The organism is Sphingomonas phoenicis (assembly GCF_047238005.1).
Lineage (GTDB): Bacteria > Pseudomonadota > Alphaproteobacteria > Sphingomonadales > Sphingomonadaceae > Sphingomonas.
The window spans coordinates 1,478,772-1,499,288 of the sequence record NZ_JBDFMC010000002.1 but is presented as its reverse complement, the minus strand read 5'-3'; the positions used below and the strand labels follow the sequence as shown (position 1 = coordinate 1,499,288).

The window sequence follows — 20,517 nt, the reverse complement described above, 5'->3', positions numbered from 1 at the left end:
CATAGCCCATGAAGACCCGTGCCGCCGTCGCGTTCGAAGCCAAACAGCCACTGGAGATCGTCGAACTCGACCTGGAGGGGCCGAAGGCCGGCGAGGTGCTGGTGGAGATCATGGCGACCGGCATCTGCCACACCGACGCCTATACGCTGGACGGGCTGGACAGCGAGGGGCTGTTCCCCAGCGTACTGGGCCATGAGGGTGCCGGGATCGTGCGCGAGGTGGGCGCGGGCGTGACCAGCGTCGCGCCCGGCGACCACGTCATCCCGCTCTACACCCCCGAATGCCGCCAGTGTAAGTCGTGCCTGTCGGGCAAGACCAACCTGTGCACCGCGATCCGCGCGACGCAGGGGAAGGGGCTGATGCCGGACGGCACCACCCGCTTCAGCTACAAGGGGCAGCCGATCTTCCACTATATGGGCTGCTCGACCTTCTCGAACTTCACCGTGCTGCCCGAAATCGCGGTGGCGAAGATCCGGCCGGACGCGCCGTTCGACACCAGCTGCTATGTCGGTTGCGGCGTCACGACGGGCGTGGGAGCGGTGGTGCATACCGCCAAGGTGCAGCCGGGCGACACGGTGGTGGTGTTCGGACTGGGCGGCATCGGGCTGAACGTGATCCAGGGCGCGAAGCTGGCGGGGGCGAAGATGATCGTCGGCGTCGACATCAACCCGGCCCGCGAGGAATGGGGCCGCCGGTTCGGCATGACCCATTTCGCCAATCCGAAGAGCATCGGCGATATCGTCCAGCACATCGTCCAGCTGACCGACGGCGGCGCCGATTACAGCTTCGACGCGACCGGCAACACCGATGTGATGCGCCAGGCGCTGGAATGCTGCCACCGCGGGTGGGGCACCAGCATCGTGATCGGCGTGGCGGAGGCGGGCAAGGAGATCAGCACGCGTCCGTTCCAGCTGGTGACGGGGCGCAACTGGCGCGGCACCGCGTTCGGCGGTGCACGCGGGCGGACGGATACGCCGAAGATCGTCGACTGGTATATGGACGGCATGATCCAGATCGACCCGATGATCACCCATCGGCTGACGCTGGACGAGATCAACAAGGGGTTCGACCTGATGCACGCCGGGGAGAGCATCCGGTCGGTCGTGATCTACTGACGCGATCCTGAAGGGAATTGACGATGATAAGCCATGCCGTGCTCGGCGCGAACGATCTGGACGCTTCCCGCGCCTTTTACGATGCGGCGCTCGGTGCGCTCGGCGTTCCGCCCGGCACGCCCGATGCGAAGGGGCGGATCGTCTATTCGCACGACGGCGGCCGTTTCCTGCTGACCCGGCCGATCGACGGCCAGACGGCGACGCACGGCAACGGCAGTACGCTGGGCTTCCTGGCCGACTCGCCCGAAGCGGCTGATGCGTGGCACGCGGCCGGGCTGGCGCATGGCGGCACGCCGTGTGAGGACCCGCCGGGCGTGCGCGAGATGCCGGTCGGGCGCCTCTACCTCGCCTATCTGCGCGATCCCGCCGGCAACAAGATCTGCGCCCGCCACCTGCTGCCCGCGTGACCGGGGAGCCGCCGTTCGTCCTGACGCTGACCTGCGCGGACCGGGTCGGCATCGTCGCGGCGGTGGCGGGGGCGCTGGCGGGCGTCGACGGCTTCATCCTCGACAGCCAGCAATATGCCGATCTGGAGACGGGGCGGTTCTTCCTGCGCGTCGTGTTCGGCCGGGGTGGCGAGCGTTTCCCGACGACAGGCGAGCCGCTCGCCGCTGCGCTGGCGCCGGTCGCCGAACGGTTCGGTTTCGACTGGTCGCTCGCCAGCCAGGCGGATCGCCCGCGCGTACTGGTCGCGGTGTCGAAGGGATCGCACTGCCTGAACGACCTGCTCCACCGCTGGCGCACCAACACGCTGCCGGTCGAGATCGTCGGCGTCCTGTCGAACCACGATGCGCTGCGGCCGCTGGTCGAATGGCACGGCCTGCCCTGGCACCACCTGCCGGTCGGCGCGGACGACCGCGCGGTCCAGGAGGACGCGATCCTGGCGCTGATGGAGGCGAGCGGCGCGGATTACCTGGTACTCGCCCGCTACATGCAGGTGCTCGGCCCGCGGCTGGTCGAGGCGCTGGCGGGGCGATGCATCAACATCCATCACAGCTTCCTGCCGGGGTTCAAGGGCGCGCAGCCCTATCACCGGGCGCATGCCCGCGGCGTCAAGCTGATCGGCGCCACCGCGCACTTCGTCACCGCCGATCTGGACGAGGGGCCGATCATCGAGCAGGCGGTGGAGCGGGTCGATCACCGCGCCGGCGTCGACGACCTGATCCGCATCGGCCGCGACATCGAGGCGCAGGTGCTGGCCCGCGCGGTGGCGTGGGTGGGCGAGCGGCGGGTGTTCCTGAACGGCAACCGGACGGTGGTGTTTCGGTAGGACGGGGGCAATGGAGCGGGATGCCCGCCGAGCCGTCGACAAACGCCTCCCCCGGCGAAGGCCGGGGCCCAATCGGGAGACGGAAGAGGAACACGTCGTGCGTCGTCATTGCGGCCGTTCCAGCTGGACCCCGGCCTTCGCCGGGGGAGGCGCTTCAGTCTGGATGCATGTCACGCCATCCCGCGATCCTGTCAGCGCAGGAGTGACGATGGAGCGCGGGGCTCAATCCACGCCGATCGCCTGCGCCAGCCACGCCGCCGCCTGCTCGGGCGACTGCTTGTCCGCCTCGCGGTCGACGCGGTAGTTAGCCTGGCGCATCGCCTGTACCCCGATCCGTCCGGCGAGGGGCCGCAACGCCGCGAGGAAGCGGGCATCGTTCGTCCGGGCCGGCGCCGCCAGCAGGATCGCGTCATAGCCGGGAATGGCGCGCTTCGGATCGGTCAGCACGCGCAGCCGCTCCGCCGCGATGCGTCCGTCGGAGGAGAAGGCGGTGATCGCGTCGACCCGCCCGCTGGCCAGCGCCTGGTACATGAAGGTCGGGCTGAACGGCGTTGCGGCGGCGAAGCGCATCGGATAGGCGCGGCGCACCGCCGCCCATTCCGGCCGTTCCAGGAACTCCAGGTCGCTGCCCAGCCGCAGCGACCCCGACTGCGCGGCCAGATCGGCCAGCGTCGCGATGCCGCGCCGCCTCGCATCGTCCTCGCGCATCGCGAAGGCATAGGCGTTCTCGAACCCCAGTGGCGCGACCAGCCCGACGCCGTGCGTGCGCGCCGCCCATGTGCGGATCGCGCCGAGCATCGCCGCGCGGGGCGGCACGTCCGTCCGCTTCATCTCGTTCGTCCAGATCGTACCGGCATAATCCACATAGACGTCGACCGCGCCGCTCGCGACCGCGCCGAAGATTACCGCCGATCCCAGCCCGTCGCGGTACTGCACGCGGTAGCCGGCACGCTCCAGCCGGTCGCCGATCAGCCGGGCGAGGATATATTGCTCGGCGAAGTTCTTGGCGCCGACCGTTACCAGCGGCCGGTCGGCGTCCCTTGCCGGCCACCACAGGGGTATGGTGGCGGCGAGCAGGCCGGCCGCCAGCATCGCCAGCGCACCGATCCACAACCCACGCCGGCGGGTGGCAATGCCGCGTTCCACCAGCCCCATCAGCGCATCGACCGCCAATGCCAGCGCGGCCGCGGCGGCGCAGCCGGCCAGCACCAGCGACCAGCTCTGCGTCTGCAGCCCGGCGAAGATCAGGTCGCCCAGGCTCGGCTGGCCGACCGTGGTCGACAGCGTCGCCGCGCCGATCGTCCACACCGCCGCGGTGCGCAGCCCGGCGATCGCGACGGGGGCGGCGAGCGGCGCCTCGACCAGGCGCAGCCGTTGCGCGGGCGTCATCCCCACCGCGTCCGCCGCCTCGATCACCGCCGGGTCGATGCCGCGCAGCCCCGCGACGCCGTTCCGCAGCAGCGGCAGCAGCGCATAGAGGGTCAGCGCCATCAGCGAGGGGAGGAACCCCAGCGCCGGCAGCGCCCCGCCGCCGACCAGCAGCAGCAGCGGGAAGAACAGGGCGAGCAGCGCCAGCGCCGGGATGGTCTGGATCAGGCTGGCGAACCCCAGCGCCGCCGCGGCGAGGCGGGGGCGGCGGGCGGCGGCGATCGCCAATGGCACCGCGATGAGCAACCCGAGCGCCACCGCCGCCAGGCTGAGCACGACATGCGCGGCGAGGAGCGGCGGAACGCGCGACAGCGCGGCGGCGAAGGCGCTCATCCGGCCATCGCCGCCAGCCGGGCAGCCTGATCGCGTGGCACCGCGACCAGCGCCTGCGCCGCGGTGCCGCCGCTGCCGGCAAGGAGCGCGGCGGGCTCCTCGTCGGCGACGATGCGGCCGTTCGTCATCACCACCACGCGCGTCGCCAGCAGCAGCGCCTCCGCCATGTCGTGCGTCACCAGCATGGTCGTCAGCGACAGTTCGTCGTGCAGATCGCGCAGGCGTCGGCCGAGGGCGTCGCGCGTGACGGGATCGAGCGCGCCGAAGGCCTCGTCGAGCAGCAGCAGCGTCGCGCCCGGTGCCAGCGCGCGGGCGATGCCGACCCGCTGGCGCTGGCCACCGGACAGCTCCGCCGGCATCCGCGCGGCCGCGTCACGCGGCAGCTCCAGAAGGTCGAGCAGGCGGGCGATGTCGGGCGGCGGCAGGCCGGCGATGCGGGGGCCGATCGCGATGTTGTCGGCGACGGTCATGTGCGGGAACAGGCCGATGTTCTGGAACACGTAACCGATGCGCCGCCGCAGCGCCGGCGCCGGGCCGGTCGTCACATCCTCCCCGGCGAGCAGCACGCGGCCGCGCGTCGGGGATATCAGGCGATTCGCCATCTTCAGCAGCGTCGACTTGCCCGATCCGGAGGTGCCGACCAGCGCGACGAAGCTGCCCGGCGCGACCGCCAGCGACACGTCGTTGACCGCCGCCGTGTCGCCGTAGAGCTTGGTGACCTGTTCCCAGGCGAGGGCGGGCGGTTGCATCGGGCGCGACGATGGGCGACGCCTGCGCCATCGTCAAAAACATAATCACTTGGGGAAGGAAGCCCGGATGGCACGCAGTATCCTGATCACCGGCGGCGGATCGGGGATCGGCCGCGCGACCGCGCAGCTGTTCGCCGCACGGGGATGGCGCATCGGCCTCGCCGATGTCGATGCGGCCGGACTGGCCGCCACTGCGGCACTGCTGCCCGAGACGGCGGAAACGCATGTGATGGACGTGCGCGACCGGGACGCGTGGATGCGGACCCTGGCCGGCTTCTGCGGCGCCGACGGGGCGCTCGACGTGCTGTTCAACAATGCCGGGGTGCCGGCCGGCGGGCCGCTGGCGCAGACCGGCGGCGACGAGATCGACCGGGTGATCGCGATCAACCTGGTCGGCGTGATCGACGGCGCGCGGCTGGCTTACCCCTATCTGGCGAGGGCGACGGAGGCGTGCCTGCTGAACACCTGTTCGGCCGCCGGGATCTATGGCGGCCCGAACATGTCGATCTATGGCGCGACGAAGGCGGCGGTACGCAGCCTGACCGAAACGCTGGACGCGGAATGGGCAGCGGACGGCATCCGCGTCCGCGCGCTGATGCCGGGCTTCATCGAGACGCCGCTGCTGAACGCGACGCTGACCGGCAGCAACGCCACGGTGCGCGAGATGGTGACCGCCGCGCGGCTGGAGTTCACGCCGGTCGAACAGGTGGCGGAGGCCGCCTGGGCGGCGGTGCATGGCGACCGGTTGCTGTGGCCGGTGGGCAGGACAGCCCGGCGGCTGTCGTTCGCGGCACGCTGGCTGCCGGGGCGGCTACGCGCGCAGATGCGCGGCCGCGGGTTGAGGTAGGGCATTTCCAATCTCCGTCATCCCGGGTCAAGCCCGGGATGACGGAGATTGGGAACTGCGGCCATTCCCCGCCAGCACCCCCGCCACCGCGATTAGCACCGCCGGGCGCAGCTGCACGCCCAGATGGCCGCTCCTGACCTCGATCGCGTGGCACGCGTCGTCGCGGCAGATCGTGCCGGTGACCAGTCCGTCGCTGCGGCTCCAGATCGCGGTGGCGGGGACGGGCAGGGCGCCGGCGATCCGTTGCGACCGGGCGATCACCGCCGGATCGTCCAGCCGTTCGCCGGTGAACCACTCGAACGCGCGCCAGACGTTGGTGGCACGGCCGCTGCCGGCGAAGGGCGAGCTGATGGTGATCACCTCGCGCACCAGATCGGGCCGCTCGTGCGCCACCAGCCGCGCCATGATGCCGCCCAGGCTGACGCCGATCAGCGTCACCGGCCCGGCATCGCGCGCCATCGCCTCCACCCGCGCGATCAGCCGCCCGGCATCGAGGCCGACGGTCTTCACGCCCAGGTTGCGGCCCAGCCCCCATCCTTCCGCGCGGTAGCCGAGACCCGCCAGATAGCGGCGCAGCACCGCGTTCGAGCGGTCGGAATTGAACAGGCCGGGCAGCAGCAGAACGGGTCGGCCGTCCCCACGCGCCGCCGCCGCCAGCGCGCCCCGGTGCCGCCACCATGTCGCGGCCATCCACGCCGCGCGCGGCACCTCCGCCGCCCACAATGCCTTCGACGGCGGACGCACCATCACAGCCATTGCATCACCGTCGCTGGGAACGGCGTCCATGCCCCCATCCTCACCCCCGCATGGCGCAGCGCCGCGCCGGTCCACTCGTTGCACGTCGTGATCGCATCGTAATGCCCGCGTCCCTGATAGAAGGCGTCGTAATCCGCATAGCCGTGCCGCCGCTCGCCACCGGGCGCGACGCTGGCCGCGATGAAGCGCGCCAGCCGCCGGTACTCCGCGGGCCGGAGCACCAGCGCGCGGACCTGCGGCCCCGGCGCGGGGCGGGGCAGGTGGTCGACATGGACCAGCGTGTCGTCGCTGCCCAGCGCCGCCGCGACGATCGTGCCCGGCCGCAGCTCGGCCCAGGTCGGCGTGCCGAGATAGAAGCCGCGCTCCCCCCAGCCGAACGACAGGTGGTCGTACCCGGCGTAGCGCGGATCGGCGAGGTCCTGCGCGCGCGCCAGCCGGCGCCAGTCGATGCCGGCCGCCAGCTTCGGCACGACGATGCCGGTGTGGACGCCGTTGGTCTCGACATAGATGGTGATGCCCGCCGCCGGTGCCCGCCAGTCACGGTTGACCGGCACCGCCCCGCCGATCGCGCCCGCCACCAGCCAGACGACCGGCAACGCGGCGACGGCGAGCAGCAGGCGGAGCAGCCAGCGCCTCACGATAAGGTTTCAACTGTCACCATCCATGCTAGGATAGCGCCATGGCGAACGATACGCACGTGCTCGACACTCCGCCCGCCCATGCCGGCGCCGACTGGACGATCGACCAGCAATGGGATCGCTACACGCCGCAGGAACACGCCACCTGGGACACGCTGTTCGCGCGCCAGGCGACGCTGCTGCCCGGCCGTGCGTCGAACGCGTGGCTGAAGGGGCTGGACGTGCTGAAGCTGGACAAGCCCGGCATCCCCGATTTCCGCGTGCTGTCCGACCGGCTGATGGCGCTGACCGGATGGCAGGTGGTGGCGGTGCCGGGGCTGGTGCCGGACGAGGTGTTCTTCGACCACATGGCCAATCGCCGCTTCGTCGCGGGCAACTTCATCCGCACGCCCGAGCAGCTGGATTACCTGCAGGAGCCCGACGTCTTCCACGACGTGTTCGGGCATGTGCCGATGCTGGCCGATCCGGTGTTCGCCGACTATCTCGCCGCCTATGGCCGTGGCGGTCAGCGGGCGCTGGGGCTGGGGGCGCTGAAGTATCTCAGCCGGCTGTACTGGTACACGGTCGAGTTCGGGCTGATCGCCGAACCGGAGGGCTTGCGCATCTATGGCGCGGGCATCGTGTCGAGCTTCTCGGAGAGCCGCTTCGCGCTGGAGGATCCCAGTCCCGACCGGATCATGCTGGATCTGGCGCGGGTGATGCGCACCGAATACCGGATCGACGATTTCCAGCAGACCTATTTCGTCGTGCCCAGCTTCGACGAATTGCTGCGCCTGACCGTGGAAACCGATTTCGCGCCGCTGTACGACGCCCTGAAGCAGCAGCCGGACCTGCCAGTCGCGACCGTGCTCGACACCGACACGGTGCTGACCCGCGGGACGCAGGATTATGCCCGCTCGAAGGGCTGGAGGACGACATGATGAAGCTCAGCGCACGCAACCAGATCGCCGGCACGGTGGTGTCGATCACCCCCGGCGCGGTCAACGGCACGATCAAGGTGGATATCGGCGGCGGCAATGTCGTCACCGCCAGCATCACCGAGGAAGCGATCGCCGAACTGGCGCTGGCGACGGGCGACGCGGTGACCGTCGTTGTCAAGGCCAGCGACGTGATGATCGGCAAATGAGGTGAAGGTCGGCCCGCTCAAGCTGAAGCTGCAGGTCGCCTGCGGCGACGGCTTCGCCATGGGGCCGGGCAAGGCCGACCTGCTCGACGCGATCGCCGCCCATGGATCGATCTCGGCGGCCGGTCGCGCGATCGGCATGAGCTATCGTCGCGCCTGGCTGCTGGTCGACGAGATGAACCGCTGCTTCGATCCGGCGCTGGTCGAGACGCTGCGCGGCGGCGGGCAGGAGCGGGGCGCGCGGGTGACCGAGACGGGTCGCACCGTGCTGGCCGCATACCGGGCGCTGGAGGAGGAAGCCGCCGCGCTGGCGGCGCGCCCGGCCTGCGCGCAACTGCTGGCGAACCTGCGCGACGAGCCGCGCCCGGCGCATTGAAGCGAGGGGAGCGTTCTCCCGCCAGCATGGGGCGATCAATCAGGTTCACCATTGTCCGTCACCCCGGATCAAGTCCGGGGCGACGATGGTGAGGAAGGTGCGTCACACCTCCCGCTCGATGCTCCCAGCCGTCATCCCGGCGACCGCCGAAATCCATATCTTCCCGCGTCCCCAGGCCATCGATGGTCCGTAACCGTGGGTCCCGGCATCCGGCGAAATGACGACGAAAATGGAGCGTCGGGGGGCGCAGAGCCGATCGTCGCGTTCATCCTCTATATACGGCCAAATACGTCCTCGATATACGAACGGGCATAAAGGTGCGGACGAACCGCGCCGTCGAAGGGGTCTGTCGTCGATGTCCAATCCTGTCCGCCCGGTTCTGTGCGCCTCGTTGGCGCTGTGTCTCGCGGTGCCGGTCGCGGCGCAGCAGGCGCCGGCCGATCAGGCTGCCGAGGCCGACGACGCCGATTCCCTGCCGGAGGTGATCGTCACCGCCCGTCGCCGCGCGGAGGATGCGCAGCGGGTGCCGGCCGCGCTGTCGGTGGTGGGCGGCGACCTGATCGACCAGAGCTACACCGTGAATACGCAGGGACTGACGACGCTGATCCCCAGCCTGAATTACAGCTCCGCCAATCCGCGCAACACCGCCTTCACCATCCGCGGCCTGGGGTCTAGCGTCGTCGCGGTCAGCCAGGCGAACGACGGGCTGGAACCGGGCGTCGGCTTCTACGTCGATCAGGTCTATCATGCCCGCCCCGCCACCGCGGCGTTCGACTTCGCCGATGTCGAGCAGATCGAGGAACTGCGCGGGCCGCAGGGAACGTTGTTCGGCAAGAACACCACCGCCGGCGCCCTCAACATCACGACGCGCGCGCCCAGTTTCACGCAGCAGGGGTTCGCCGAGCTGTCGTACGGCGATTTCGACTTCGTGCAGGCCAGGGGCTGGGTGTCGGGGCCGATCACCGACAGCATCGCCTATCGCGTGTCCGGCGTGTTGACCCGCCGCGACGGCGTGATCGACAACATCCGCACCGGTCGCGACACCAACACGCTCGGCACGCAGGCGGTGCGCGGGCAGTTGCTGTTCCGGCCCGACGACACGATCCAGATGCGGGTCATCGCCGACGTCACCAATTTCCAGGCCTATTGCTGCGGGCAGGTCTATCTGCGCACCGGCACCAGCCAGCGCGCCGCCAATCGCCAGTTCAGCGGCCCCGCCGGCCTCGCCGCGCAGTTCGGCTATGCGCCAGCCAGCACCAACCCTTACGACCGCGTCACCGACATCGACGGGCCGCTGGGTGTCGACACCAACGAGGGCGGGGTCAGCGCGATCACCGACTGGAATCTCGGCTTCGCGACGCTGACCTCGGTCACCGCGTGGCGCTTCTGGAACTGGGATGCGGAGAACGACCGCGACTATACCGGCCTGCCCGTCCAGCTGTCGCAGCACATCCCGTCGCGGCAGGACCAGTACAGCCAGGAACTGCGCCTCGCCTCGAACGGGGCGGGGCCGCTGACCTACGTGGTCGGCCTGTACGGATTCCGGCAGAAGCTGGTCGGGCGGCCGATCAGCATCTACGGCCCCGCCGCCGCGCGCTACCTGATCGGTACCACCACCGGCGCCGCGAACACGCCGGTGCCCGCCAACCTGCTCGACGGCTATGGCCAGGACGGGCGCACCGATTTCCGCAGCCTGAGCTATGCCGCGTTCGGCGAGGTCAACTGGCGGATCGTGCCCGCCGTCACCGCGACGGTCGGGTTGCGCTACACGCAGGAGGAGAAGGACGGCTATTACGCCACCACCGTCGCCGGCGGCCCGGCGACGACCAGCGCGGCGCTGATCGCCGCCCGCCTGGGCGTGCTGCGCCCACAAAGCTACGAGGCGCACGACAGCGACGGCAGCCTGTCGGGCCGCGGCAACATCGCGTGGCAGGTGACCGGCAACGTGATGGCCTATGCCAGCTATGCGCGCGGCTTCAAATCGGGCGGGATCAACATGTCGGGCCTGCCGCTCGACAACGCCAACCGTCCGGTGCTCGCCACTGCCGTGGTCCGGCCCGAGCGCAATGAGACGTACGAGATTGGGTTGAAGAACACGCTATTCGACCGGCGGCTGATCTTCAACGTCGACGGCTTCTACACCAAGGTCCGCGACTTCCAGGCGACCGTGGTCGAGAACTCGCTGACCCAGACGGTGCAGCTGCGCGGTTACCTGTCGAACATCCCGCAAGTGACGGTGAAGGGGATCGAGGCGGACGTCACCGCGCTGATCCTGCCGGGCCTGAGCGCGCGGACCAGCGTCGCCTGGTCGGACGGCGAGTATAGCGATTATCCGGCCGGGCCGTGCCCGCTGGAGGTGCAGACCGCCACGACGACGCGGTGCAGCCTGACCGGCCGCCGGCTGGCCTCGCTGCCGCGCCTCGCGCTGACCGCGGGGCTCGACTATTCCCGGCCGGTCGGCGACGGCGCGGTGTTCGTCCATGTCGATACCGCCTCGCGCAGCGGCTATAACGGCGACCCCAGCCTGTCGCGCTTTACCTATATCCGCGGCTACAACCTGACCAACGCCAATATCGGCTATCGCTTCGCCGACGGGCTGGAGCTGATCGTCTGGGCGCGCAACCTGCTGGGCGCCGATTACATCCAGAACCTGACGATCCAGGCGGGCAATTCCGGGCTGATCCTGGGCAGCCCCAGCGACCCGCGCACGATCGGCGGGACGGTGCGGTTCAGGATGTGAGAGGAGGCGGGCGCCGGATCAGATGTCCAGCGCCCAGCCGTCCCGCCCCTTGGGATCGAACGGCGCAGTCGGGACATAGCGCTCCGCCCCCGCGGTCAGCCGCACGACCGTCCAGTCGCCACGCCGGTCGATCGCATCGACGGTGCAGCCGCACGCGCGGTACGCCGCCTCCACCGTCGCGCGCTGCGTCTCCAGCAGGCCGGCGAGCAGCACCGTCGCGCCCGGCGCGGCGATCGCGGCGAGTTCGGGCGCCATCGACACCAGCGGCCCGGCGAGGATGTTAGCGATGACGAGGTCGTAGGGCGCGTGTGCGACGATCGCCTCGTCCAGCGTTCCGTCCGCGACGATCAGCGTCACGTCCGCCACCCCGTTCAGCGCCGCATTGGCGGCCGTCACCTCGATCGCCACCGGGTCGATATCGGTTGCGGTGACATCGGCTCCCGGCCACAGTTCCACCGCCGCGAAGGCGAGCAATCCCGTGCCCGTGCCGATGTCGATCGCCCGCGTGAACTGCTTGCCGGTCCGCGCCATCGCGTCCAGCATCGCCAGGCAGCCGCTGGTCGTGCCGTGGTGCCCGGTGCCGAAGGCGCGGCCGGCATCGATCAGGAACGCCCGCTCGCCCGTCGCCGCGTCCACCGCCACCGGATGCGCGCTGGTATGGACGACGAACCGCCCCTCGCGGATCGGCTCCAGCCCCTGCTGGCTCAGCGTCACCCAATCCTCGTCGGTCAATTGCACGACTGTCGGCGCCCGCTCGCCGGCACTCGGCACCAGCGCGGCGAGCGCCGCCAGCATCGCCGCATCGGGCGCGGCGTCCATATAGGCGTCGAGCCGCCAGCGCTCGACATCGTCCTCCACCTCCTCGGTGGTCATCAGCACCGCGTCGATCGCCAGGTCGGACGCGGCGTCGATCGCCTCCGCCTCGGTCCGGGTGCAGGGCAGGGTGACCCGCCAGCTATCGGACATAGGAGGCGCCGTTCACGTCGATCACCGCGCCGGTCATCGACGCCGGCGCCTCCAGCGCCAGGAAGCGCACCGCGCTCGCGATCTCCTCCGGCTGTGCCACGCGACCCAGCGGGATGTCGGCGAGCAGCTTGTCGCCGCCGCGGCTGGCCAGATAGTCGTCCGCCATGCCGGTCATCGTGAAGCCGGGGCAGACGGCGAAGGCGAGGATGCCGTCGCGGGCATAGCCCCGCGCGATCGTCTTGGTCATCGCCACCATCCCCGCCTTCGACGCGGCATAGTGCCAGTGCGCCGGGCTGTCGCCGCGATAGGCGGCGCGGCTGGCGACGTTGACGATCCGGCCCTCGCCGTCCCACCCCCCGGCGCGGCGCCGCTGCCAGTGGAGGACGGCCAGCCGGCATAGCTCGGCCGACGCGGTCAGGTTGATGCGCATCGTCCGCTCCCACCCGGCGGTCCAGTCGTCCGCGTCGAGCGGGTTGGCCTCGAACACCCCGGCATTGTTGACCAGCACGTCGATCGTGCCGCCCGCCCGGTCGAGCGCCGCGTCCCAAAGCGCGGCGGCGGCGTGGGGCTCGTCGAAGTCGGCGGGGATGCCGCTGGCGGTGCCATGGCCGATCACGGCCCGGCCGGCGCCGCGCAGCGCGCCATCGATCGCGCCACCGATGCCGCGGCTGGATCCGGTGAGAAGTATCGTCATGCCCGCCGCTTAGCGCGGGTGGCGGGCGGAGGCCATGGGGCGGGGCCAGGGCGGGGCAGGGTGGATAGTGCCGCGATCGTTTCCCCTGCCGTCATCCGGCGCACACCGGGATGACGGGACGGGGAAGGAGAGGGCGATCCCACCAACTCCCGTCATCCCCGAGCAGGCGGGGATGTGGATTCACGTTTGAAGTGCACCGGTTGAGAGGTTGAGGAATGCCTCGGCGGGTGTTTGGAAGTCGAGGCATTTTCGAGGTGTGTCGTTGAGTCGGGTGGCGTAGGCGCGCAGTTGGGCGGGTGAGAGGGTGTCGAGGTTGGTTTTGCGGGGCAGCAGGCGCCGCAGGCGACCGATGGTGTTCTCGACCCCGCCCTTCTGCCAGGGGCTTCGCACATCGCAAAAGAAGGTCTGCAGTCCAAGGTGCCGCAGGCGATGGTGTTCTGCGAACTCGGTCCCATTGTCGAAGCTGATGGTCCGTCGCAACGGCTGGGGCATGTCGCGGAGCTGCCGGGCGATGCGCCGAGCGGTCATCGATGCCCTGCGATGAGGCGGTTGGTCGAGCATGGTGAAGCGGGTGGTGCGCTCGTGGAGGACGAGGATGTTGTCGCCGTAGCGCGAGAACAGCATGTAATCGGCTTCCCAATGGCCCGGCTGACGTCGGTCCTGTGCCGCGGGCGGGCGTTCGTGGATGGAGCGGCGGTGCTTGATGAAGCTGGCGGGACTGCCGCCTTGCAGGCGGTGTCGTCCGCGGCGCGACTTGGCGCGGGGCAGCAGGCGGTGCCAGTAATCCTTCTGCGCCGAGCGGTGATAGACGAAGCGGTAGATTGACTCATGACTGATGACGGTGCGACCAGCCTCGCGCGCCAGTCGGCCGGCGATCTGCTCGGGCGGACGATGCGTCAAACATGCCCCCGGCATGTTTGCGGATCGGCAGGCGATCCGACCGCATCATCCCCATCGCAAGGCTTTGCCTGACGCGGTCCCGCAGGTCCGGCTGGCGCACCAGCTTGAAGCGGCAATCCCATCGCCGCCGTCGCTGTGCCAGTTCCTGCGCCCGCACAGGCGCATAGCCGCCGGACCACATCCTGGTCATGCGACTGTTGCGCCTCACCTCTCGGCTCACCGTCGTATGGCTGCGTCCGATCGCCGCCCCGATACGACGCCACGACCATCCTGACGCCCAAAGCCGGGCGATCTCTATCCGCTCATCGAGGCTGAGCTGCCTGTATCCCTGTCCCATCGCGCCGCCACCCTATCGGTGGTGCACTTCTTTCGTGAATCCGTCGGATCCAGACGCGCAGACCGCCGTGCGTGCCGCCACGTCAGCGTCTATGGATTCCCGCCTGCGTGGGAATGACGGACGAGAGGACGTGATGCCGGGCCGGCTCCTGCTGCCTGGTGCGACCAGCCCCTACGCCGCGACCTTCGTCACGAAATCCTCGGCGCTCGACTTCAGCAGGCCCAGTCGGCCGTCCAGCGCATCGAAACCGCGGCCGACGCCGTCGATCTCGCAGGCCACCGTCTCGGTATCCTCGCGGATCGCGGCGATGGTGGAGGACATCGAGTCCGCTGCCAGTGCCGTCTCGTCGACGGCGGCGGTGATCGCCGTCACCGTCTGCGCCTGTGCCTCCATGGCATAGCGGATGCGCTCCGCCGATTCCTGCACCTCGGCGACGGTCGACTTGATCGACGCGTTGGTGTCGACCGTCGAGCGGGTGGCCGACTGGATCGCGGCGATCTTGGCCGCGATGTCGTCGGTAGCCCGCGCGGTCTGGCTGGCAAGGCTCTTCACCTCCTGCGCCACCACCGCGAAGCCGCGGCCGGCGTCCCCGGCGCGGGCCGCCTCGATCGTGGCGTTGAGGGCGAGAAGGTTGGTCTGCCCGGCAATGTCGCGGATCAGGCCCAGAATCGATTCGATCGACTTGGCGTGGTCCGACAGCGCTTCCGACATGCCGACGGCCTGGCCGGCCTGCGCGGCGGCGCGGGTCGCGATCTCGGCGGCGGCGTCGACCTCGGTCCGTGCATCCTCGATCGCGCGGATCAGGCCGGCGGCGGTCTGCGCTGCCTCGCGCATGGCGACGGCGGACTGCTCGGCGGCGGCGGCGACCTCCGACGACTTGCCCAGCATGCCGCGCGCCAGCATCGAGGCACGGCCGCTCTGGGTGCGCAGCGCGCCCGAATCGTTGCTCGCGACCTCGACGGTCACGCCGATGCTGTCGTGGAATTCCGATGTCAGCCGGTCGCGGGCGTGGCGCGCGTCGTGCGCGACGAAGCCGGCGAACAGCTCGACCGTCAGCTCGGTTTCCATGCCGAACAGGCGCAGCAGCGCATCGACCATGGCGTGGTGGCGCGGGTCGTCTGCCGGCAGGCGACGGCACAATACCTGGAGCGCGGCCCGATCGCTGGCGCACGACATCGCCAGCAGGTCCATCGGCGAGATGCCGTTGCGATAGGCGGCGGCCACCGACCGTTCCAGCGATTCGACCCAGTCGCGCGCCGACAGCGAGCAGAACCGGTTGCGAAGATAGGCGCGGCCCGCCTCGATCCGGCGCTGCTGGTCGAGCGGCGTCCATTCCTTCTGACCCGGATGCGACTTGTTCCACGACGTCCAGTATGCCTCGACGACCTCGTCCGCCTCCGGCTCGATGATGGCCCACAGGGCGGCGGCGTTCGCGACCAGGCTGTTGTCGCCGCCGTCGAAGGCGCGGATGCGGGCCTGTATGTCGATCCGGGCGGCGATCGAGGTCGGCGCGGGCATGGTGCTGTCGGACACAGGCGGTTTTCTCGCAAGATTTCAGGGCGGCTTGTGACATGGGCCTATCCGCCATTGGTTAAGGCGAGGTTAGATCGCGGGCGCTCCCGGCGCGATCGTCCCGCACGGCGCCGTCGCACTGGCGGCGACGGCCTGCCCGCTTGCATCGCGCGTGCGGGGGTCGCATAGGCGCGGGAACGTCCATCTCCTGTTCCCCACCGCATACGAGGCACGCCTTGGCATCCCGCAACCCCGCCCGGCCGCTCAGCCCCCATCTCACCATCTGGCGCTGGGGCCCGCACATGCTGGTCTCGATCCTGCACCGCGCGACGGGCAGCGGGATGGCGACCGTCGGCGCGATGCTGCTGGTCTGGTTCCTCGCCGCGCTGGCCGGCGGCGCGGAGAGCTATGCGACCTTCGTCGACACCTTCACGGTCGATGGCGGCGGGCTGAACGTCCTGGGCTTCGTCGTCGGCATCGGGCTGACGCTGTCGCTGTTCCAGCACATGATGACCGGTATCCGCCACCTCGTCCTCGACACGGGTGCCGGGTACGAACTGAAGACGAACAAGACCTGGGCCTTGATGACGATGGTCGCCTCGGTGGCGCTGACCGCGGCGTTCTGGCTCTATCTGGGGATGAAGTGATGCGCTCTGGCACCTCGCTCGGCCGTGTCCGCGGCCTCGGCTCGTCGAAGGAAGGCGCGCACCACTGGTGGACGCAGCGGCTGACCGCGGGCTCCAACTTCCTGCTGATGCTGTGGCTGGTCGTGTCGATCGCCCGCCAGCCGGCGTTCGACTTCGCCACCATGCACTTCTGGCTGTCCAGCCTGTGGGTCGCGGTGCCGATGGCGCTGCTCATCGTGTCGGTGTTCTGGCATTTCCGCCTGGGGCTGCAGGTGGTGATCGAGGATTACCAGCATGACGAGAGCCGGGTCGTCGCGCTCGTCCTCCTGAACTTCTTCGTGGTCGCGCTGGGCGCCACCGCCATCTTCTCCATCCTCAAGATCGCACTCGGAGCCGCTGCGTAATGGTCGCCTCTTACAAGATCATCGACCACACCTATGACGCGGTGGTGGTCGGCGCGGGCGGATCGGGGCTGCGCGCCACGATGGGCATCGCCGAGAGCGGGCTGAAGACCGCCTGCATCACCAAGGTGTTTCCGACCCGCAGCCACACCGTCGCCGCGCAGGGCGGGATCGCCGCGTCGCTCGGCAACAATTCGCCCGATCACTGGTCGTGGCACATGTACGATACCGTCAAGGGTTCCGACTGGCTCGGCGATCAGGACGCGATCGAGTATCTCTGCCGCGAGGCGCCGCAGGCGGTGTACGAGCTGGAGCATGCCGGCGTGCCGTTCAGCCGGAACGAGGACGGGACGATCTACCAGCGCCCGTTCGGCGGCCACATGCAGAACATGGGAGAGGGGCCGCCGGTCCAGCGCACCTGCGCCGCCGCCGACCGCACCGGCCACGCGATGCTTCACGCGCTGTACCAGCAGTCGCTGAAGTACGACGCCGACTTCTACGTCGAATATTTCGCGCTCGACCTGATCATGGAGAACGGCGCCTGCCGCGGCGTGATCGCGCTGTGCATGGAGGACGGCTCGATCCACCGCTTCCGCGCGCATCAGGTGGTGCTGGCGACCGGCGGATACGGCCGCTGCTATTTCTCCGCGACCTCGGCGCACACCTGCACCGGCGACGGCAACGCCATGGTGCTGCGTGCCGGCCTGCCGCTGCAGGACATGGAGTTCGTGCAGTTCCACCCGACCGGCATCTACGGCGCCGGCGTGCTGATCACCGAGGGTGCGCGCGGCGAGGGCGGCTACCTGACGAACAAGGAGGGCGAGCGCTTCATGGAGCGCTATGCCCCCTCGGCGAAGGACCTGGCGTCGCGCGACGTCGTGTCGCGGTCGATGGCGATGGAGATGCGCGAGGGTCGCGGCGTCGGCGACCATGGCGACTATATCTATCTCCACCTCGACCATATCGATCCGAAGGTTCTGGCCGAGCGGCTGCCGGGCATCACCGAGACCGGCAAGATCTTCGCCGGTGTCGATCTGACGCGCCAGCCGCTGCCGGTGACGCCGACCGTCCATTACAACATGGGCGGCATCCCGACCAACTATCACGGCGAGGTCGTGCGCCTGAAGGACGGCGATCCCGACAGCGTCGTGCCCGGACTGTTCGCGGTGGGTGAGGCGGCGTGCGTGTCGGTCCACGGCGCCAACCGGCTCGGCTCGAACTCGCTGATCGATCTCGTCGTGTTCGGCCGCGCCACCGGTCTGCGGATCAAGGACATCCAGCAGCCCGGCGTGTCGCACAACCCGCTGCCCAAGGGGTCGGAGGAGATGGCGCTCAGCCGCCTCGACACCTTCCGCAACGCCGCCGGCGGCTCGCCGACCGCGAAGCTGCGCACCGAGATGCAGCGCACCATGCAGAAGCACTGCGCCGTGTTCCGCGACAGCGCCCTCCTGAGCGAGGGCGTGGCGAAGATGGAGCAGATCTATGCCGGGCTGCAGGACGTGTCGGTCAAGGATCGTTCGCTGATCTGGAACACCGATCTGGTCGAGACGCTGGAGCTCGACAATCTGATGAGCCAGGCGTCGGTCACCATCAAGGCCGCCGAGAACCGCAAGGAATCGCGCGGCGCCCACATGCACGAGGACTTTCCCGAGCGCGACGACGCGAACTGGATGAAGCACACGCTGACCACGTTCGACGGCTGGGGCGGCAAGGGCGGATCGGTCGCGATCGATTACCGCCCCGTCCACGACTACACGATGACCGACGACATCGAGTACATCAAGCCGAAGAAGCGGGTGTATTGAGTGGGGCTGCCGTCCGGTTGATCAACCAGCCGGCAGCTGCACTTCTGCCGGACCGACCTGGGATATATGGTTGATCGCGGAATGGGGACGTCCTGCGGCCCCTGAGCCGACGTTGGCGCCGTTCATACTTTCATGATGGACAGAATGCCCGCGCGCGGTGCCTTCGTGATCGCGCTATGGCGCGAGCAGCGTCGGCATCATTCCCCGAACATTTCACGCAAGACCGTCAGCGTCATCCGGAGGGTCTCCGCATCCACCCTTCCCAAGCGCTTGACCAGGCGGACCCGATCCAGCGTCCGTATCTGATCGGGCAACAGCAACCCCGGCTTGCCCTTGAAGGTCACGGGAACCCGGAACGGCGCCGGTCGTCCGCCGCTCGTCAGTGGCACGATCGTCGTCGTTCGCAGATGGGCGTTCATCTCATCCGGCGATACGATCAGGCACGGGCGCGTCTTCTGGATTTCACTGCCCAGTGTCGGGTCAAGCACCGCCAGCCAGACTTCCCCGCGCTTCACCACGTCCAGTCGGCGTCCGCCTCGTTGCCGGGTGCGCGCCATTCCGGCGCGTCGTCATCCGCGATCGCTGCCGCCGCGAGCGCCCATCCTTCCCGGACGGACGCCTCCACCGGCGACGCGACCAGCTTCCCGTCACGCACCTCCAGATCGAACCGGGTTCCGGTCGTGGCGCCGATCTGCGTCAAGGCGGAACGCGGCACGATCATGCCGACCGAGTTGCCCATTCTACGAAGCGACGTTTGCATCGGAAGATTATGCCACGCGTTTGACGGCAGCACAATGTTATAACGTTGAAGTGGTGTTCAGGGATTGGACGCTGCCCGCCGCCGCACCATCACCCCCGCCAATGCCAGCGCCAGTCCGCCCAGTCCCACTGCCGCGGTCGTCTTCGGGTGGAGCGCCGCCGCCGTGTAGAAGCTGGTCTTGCGCGCCGCCGGATGCTCGCCGGATCGCTCCTGGCCGGCATGCACGCCCCATTTCAGGTTGTCGGGCTTCGGCTGCACCCGGTCCTTGTCGACGAACGCGCGAGCCGCCTTGGGCGCCAGCCACTCGTAGATCGCGGGGAAGTGCGCCGCGAACAGCGCCTGCACCTTCGCCGCGCCGCCAACCGTGATCTCGCGCGTGGGCGTCACCGCACAGGCGAGGATCGCGTCGGCCACCAGCTGCGGGTCGTAGACGGGCGGGGGGATCTGCGCTTCCCCGCCCTCGTGGTTGGCGGCGTGCTGGGCGATCGGCGTGTCGATGCCGGCCGGCTTCACCAGTGTCACCGACACGGGTACGCCCTCCTCGGCCAGTTCCATCCGCAGCACCTCGACATAGGCGCGGGCGGCGTGCTTCGACGCCGAATAGGCGCCCATCACCGGTGCCGCCATATCGGACGCGACCGAGCCGACCGTGATCAGCGCGCCGCCATGCTTGCGCAGATAGGGCAGCGCCGCCTGGCACCCGTGGACCGTCCCGAAATAATTGGTGCGGAACAGCCGCTCATGCTCGTCGAGCGGCGTCTCGGCCAGCCGGGCATAGATCGCGACGCCGGCATCGTTCACCCATGTGTCGATCCGTCCGAACACGTCCTCGGCATAGGCGGCGGCGACCTTCATCGCCTCCGCATCGCCGACGTCCGCCGCCTTCGCCTCGACGCGACATCCCTCGGCCTGCAACTCGGCGACCAGTTCGCGCAGCACGTCTTCGGACCGTGCCACCATCAGCACGCTCGCGCCCGCGCGTGCCGCGGTGCGGGCGGTCACCAGCCCGATGCCGGAACTGGCGCCGGTGATGACGATCGCCTGATCGCGGAGCGGCTTCAACTGGAGCATGGGTGTCGCCTTGTCGGGGGTGTCGCGCCTCAACCATGCGCTTTATCAATGAGTTCCGCCGGACGGATCG

21 protein-coding genes and 1 pseudogene are annotated in these 20,517 nt (G+C 69.4%); 11 read left to right on the top strand and 11 right to left on the bottom strand.

The window, feature by feature from the left end; genetic code table 11:
• Positions 1 to 8 precede the first annotated feature (8 nt).
• The 3 genes from ABC319_RS08415 to purU are packed head-to-tail and all read left to right on the top strand — an operon-like array spanning position 9 to position 2,385.
• Positions 9 to 1,115 carry an S-(hydroxymethyl)glutathione dehydrogenase/class III alcohol dehydrogenase gene (locus tag ABC319_RS08415; protein ID WP_413069789.1) on the top strand — a complete coding sequence of 369 codons (1,107 nt, stop codon included), beginning with the start codon at positions 9 to 11 and terminating at the stop codon, positions 1,113 to 1,115.
• Positions 1,116 to 1,138: 23 nt separating this feature from the next.
• Complete coding sequence (locus tag ABC319_RS08410) at positions 1,139 to 1,522, top strand: VOC family protein (RefSeq protein ID WP_413069788.1); 384 nt, start codon at positions 1,139 to 1,141, stop codon at positions 1,520 to 1,522.
• Entirely contained in the window at positions 1,519 to 2,385 is an 867-nt protein-coding gene (gene purU / locus ABC319_RS08405) for a formyltetrahydrofolate deformylase (protein ID WP_413069787.1), read from the top strand. Before ABC319_RS08410 ends, purU begins: the two co-directional genes overlap by 4 nt.
• A 222-nt stretch (positions 2,386 to 2,607) precedes the next feature.
• On the opposite strand, the gene ABC319_RS08400 is transcribed toward purU, so the two are convergent.
• A complete protein-coding gene (locus tag ABC319_RS08400) occupies positions 2,608 to 4,146 on the bottom strand; it encodes an ABC transporter permease/substrate-binding protein (RefSeq protein WP_413069786.1) in 1,539 nt (512 codons plus the stop codon).
• The gene (locus tag ABC319_RS08395) at positions 4,143 to 4,895 is read right to left on the bottom strand and encodes an ATP-binding cassette domain-containing protein (protein ID WP_413069785.1); all 753 of its coding nucleotides are present in this window, start codon (positions 4,893 to 4,895) and stop codon (positions 4,143 to 4,145) included. The genes ABC319_RS08400 and ABC319_RS08395 overlap by 4 nt, the downstream gene beginning before the upstream one ends.
• A gap of 67 nt (positions 4,896 to 4,962) precedes the next feature.
• Between ABC319_RS08395 and ABC319_RS08390 the strand changes: the two genes are divergently transcribed.
• Entirely contained in the window at positions 4,963 to 5,742 is a 780-nt protein-coding gene (locus ABC319_RS08390) for an SDR family oxidoreductase (protein ID WP_413069784.1), read from the top strand.
• A gap of 27 nt (positions 5,743 to 5,769) precedes the next feature.
• On the opposite strand, the gene ABC319_RS08385 is transcribed toward ABC319_RS08390, so the two are convergent.
• Together ABC319_RS08385 and ABC319_RS08380 are read right to left on the bottom strand one after the other, a co-directional pair.
• On the bottom strand, positions 5,770 to 6,528 hold the full coding sequence (locus ABC319_RS08385) for an esterase/lipase family protein (protein ID WP_413069783.1): 759 nt from the start codon (positions 6,526 to 6,528) through the stop codon (positions 5,770 to 5,772).
• Positions 6,489 to 7,136, bottom strand: coding sequence for a TIGR02117 family protein (locus tag ABC319_RS08380; protein WP_413069782.1), 648 nt, complete (start codon positions 7,134 to 7,136; stop codon positions 6,489 to 6,491). The genes ABC319_RS08385 and ABC319_RS08380 overlap by 40 nt, the downstream gene beginning before the upstream one ends.
• A gap of 41 nt (positions 7,137 to 7,177) precedes the next feature.
• On the opposite strand from ABC319_RS08380, the gene phhA reads away from it, so the two are divergent.
• The 4 genes from phhA to ABC319_RS08360 all read left to right on the top strand — a co-directional run bounded on the left by phhA (position 7,178) and on the right by ABC319_RS08360 (position 11,375).
• Complete coding sequence (phhA, locus tag ABC319_RS08375) at positions 7,178 to 8,056, top strand: phenylalanine 4-monooxygenase (RefSeq protein WP_413069781.1); 879 nt, start codon at positions 7,178 to 7,180, stop codon at positions 8,054 to 8,056.
• Complete coding sequence (locus tag ABC319_RS08370) at positions 8,056 to 8,262, top strand: TOBE domain-containing protein (protein WP_413071654.1); 207 nt, start codon at positions 8,056 to 8,058, stop codon at positions 8,260 to 8,262. Before phhA ends, ABC319_RS08370 begins: the two co-directional genes overlap by 1 nt.
• Position 8,263: 1 nt before the next feature.
• Positions 8,264 to 8,635 (top strand): winged helix-turn-helix domain-containing protein, encoded by a 372-nt coding sequence (locus ABC319_RS08365; RefSeq protein ID WP_413069780.1) that lies wholly within the window; start codon positions 8,264 to 8,266, stop codon positions 8,633 to 8,635.
• Between the two features lie 355 nt (positions 8,636 to 8,990).
• Entirely contained in the window at positions 8,991 to 11,375 is a 2,385-nt protein-coding gene (locus ABC319_RS08360) for a TonB-dependent receptor (protein WP_413069779.1), read from the top strand.
• Positions 11,376 to 11,393: 18 nt separating this feature from the next.
• On the opposite strand, the gene ABC319_RS08355 is transcribed toward ABC319_RS08360, so the two are convergent.
• The 4 genes and pseudogenes from ABC319_RS08355 to ABC319_RS08335 form a co-directional block, all read right to left on the bottom strand.
• Positions 11,394 to 12,341 carry a 50S ribosomal protein L11 methyltransferase gene (locus tag ABC319_RS08355; RefSeq protein WP_413069778.1) on the bottom strand — a complete coding sequence of 316 codons (948 nt, stop codon included), beginning with the start codon at positions 12,339 to 12,341 and terminating at the stop codon, positions 11,394 to 11,396.
• Positions 12,331 to 13,035, bottom strand: coding sequence for an SDR family NAD(P)-dependent oxidoreductase (locus tag ABC319_RS08350; RefSeq protein WP_413069777.1), 705 nt, complete (start codon positions 13,033 to 13,035; stop codon positions 12,331 to 12,333). The genes ABC319_RS08355 and ABC319_RS08350 overlap by 11 nt, the downstream gene beginning before the upstream one ends.
• Before the next feature lie 180 nt (positions 13,036 to 13,215).
• Positions 13,216 to 14,272: pseudogene (locus ABC319_RS08345) on the bottom strand (IS30 family transposase).
• Between the two features lie 171 nt (positions 14,273 to 14,443).
• On the bottom strand, positions 14,444 to 15,790 hold the full coding sequence (locus ABC319_RS08335) for a methyl-accepting chemotaxis protein (protein WP_413071653.1): 1,347 nt from the start codon (positions 15,788 to 15,790) through the stop codon (positions 14,444 to 14,446).
• Between the two features lie 230 nt (positions 15,791 to 16,020).
• On the opposite strand from ABC319_RS08335, the gene sdhC reads away from it, so the two are divergent.
• The 3 genes from sdhC to sdhA are packed head-to-tail and all read left to right on the top strand — an operon-like array spanning position 16,021 to position 18,616.
• Positions 16,021 to 16,431, top strand: coding sequence for a succinate dehydrogenase, cytochrome b556 subunit (gene sdhC / locus ABC319_RS08330; protein ID WP_413069776.1), 411 nt, complete (start codon positions 16,021 to 16,023; stop codon positions 16,429 to 16,431).
• Positions 16,431 to 16,814, top strand: a complete 384-nt coding sequence (sdhD, locus tag ABC319_RS08325; RefSeq protein WP_413069775.1) for a succinate dehydrogenase, hydrophobic membrane anchor protein — start codon at positions 16,431 to 16,433, stop codon at positions 16,812 to 16,814. The genes sdhC and sdhD overlap by 1 nt, the downstream gene beginning before the upstream one ends.
• Positions 16,814 to 18,616, top strand: coding sequence for a succinate dehydrogenase flavoprotein subunit (gene sdhA, locus ABC319_RS08320; protein ID WP_413069774.1), 1,803 nt, complete (start codon positions 16,814 to 16,816; stop codon positions 18,614 to 18,616). Before sdhD ends, sdhA begins: the two co-directional genes overlap by 1 nt.
• A gap of 197 nt (positions 18,617 to 18,813) precedes the next feature.
• Here sdhA and ABC319_RS08315 read toward each other — a convergent pair whose 3' ends face one another.
• Genes ABC319_RS08315 through ABC319_RS08305 form a run of 3 tightly spaced genes read right to left on the bottom strand, consistent with a single transcriptional unit; the run spans position 18,814 to position 20,480 of the window.
• Positions 18,814 to 19,173: a type II toxin-antitoxin system PemK/MazF family toxin gene (locus tag ABC319_RS08315; RefSeq protein WP_413069773.1), complete on the bottom strand. Its 360-nt coding sequence runs from the start codon at positions 19,171 to 19,173 to the stop codon at positions 18,814 to 18,816.
• Positions 19,128 to 19,376, bottom strand: coding sequence for an AbrB/MazE/SpoVT family DNA-binding domain-containing protein (locus tag ABC319_RS08310; RefSeq protein WP_413069772.1), 249 nt, complete (start codon positions 19,374 to 19,376; stop codon positions 19,128 to 19,130). Before ABC319_RS08310 ends, ABC319_RS08315 begins: the two co-directional genes overlap by 46 nt.
• A gap of 57 nt (positions 19,377 to 19,433) precedes the next feature.
• A complete protein-coding gene (locus ABC319_RS08305) occupies positions 19,434 to 20,480 on the bottom strand; it encodes an SDR family oxidoreductase (protein WP_413069771.1) in 1,047 nt (348 codons plus the stop codon).
• Between the last annotated feature and the right edge of the window lie 37 nt (positions 20,481 to 20,517).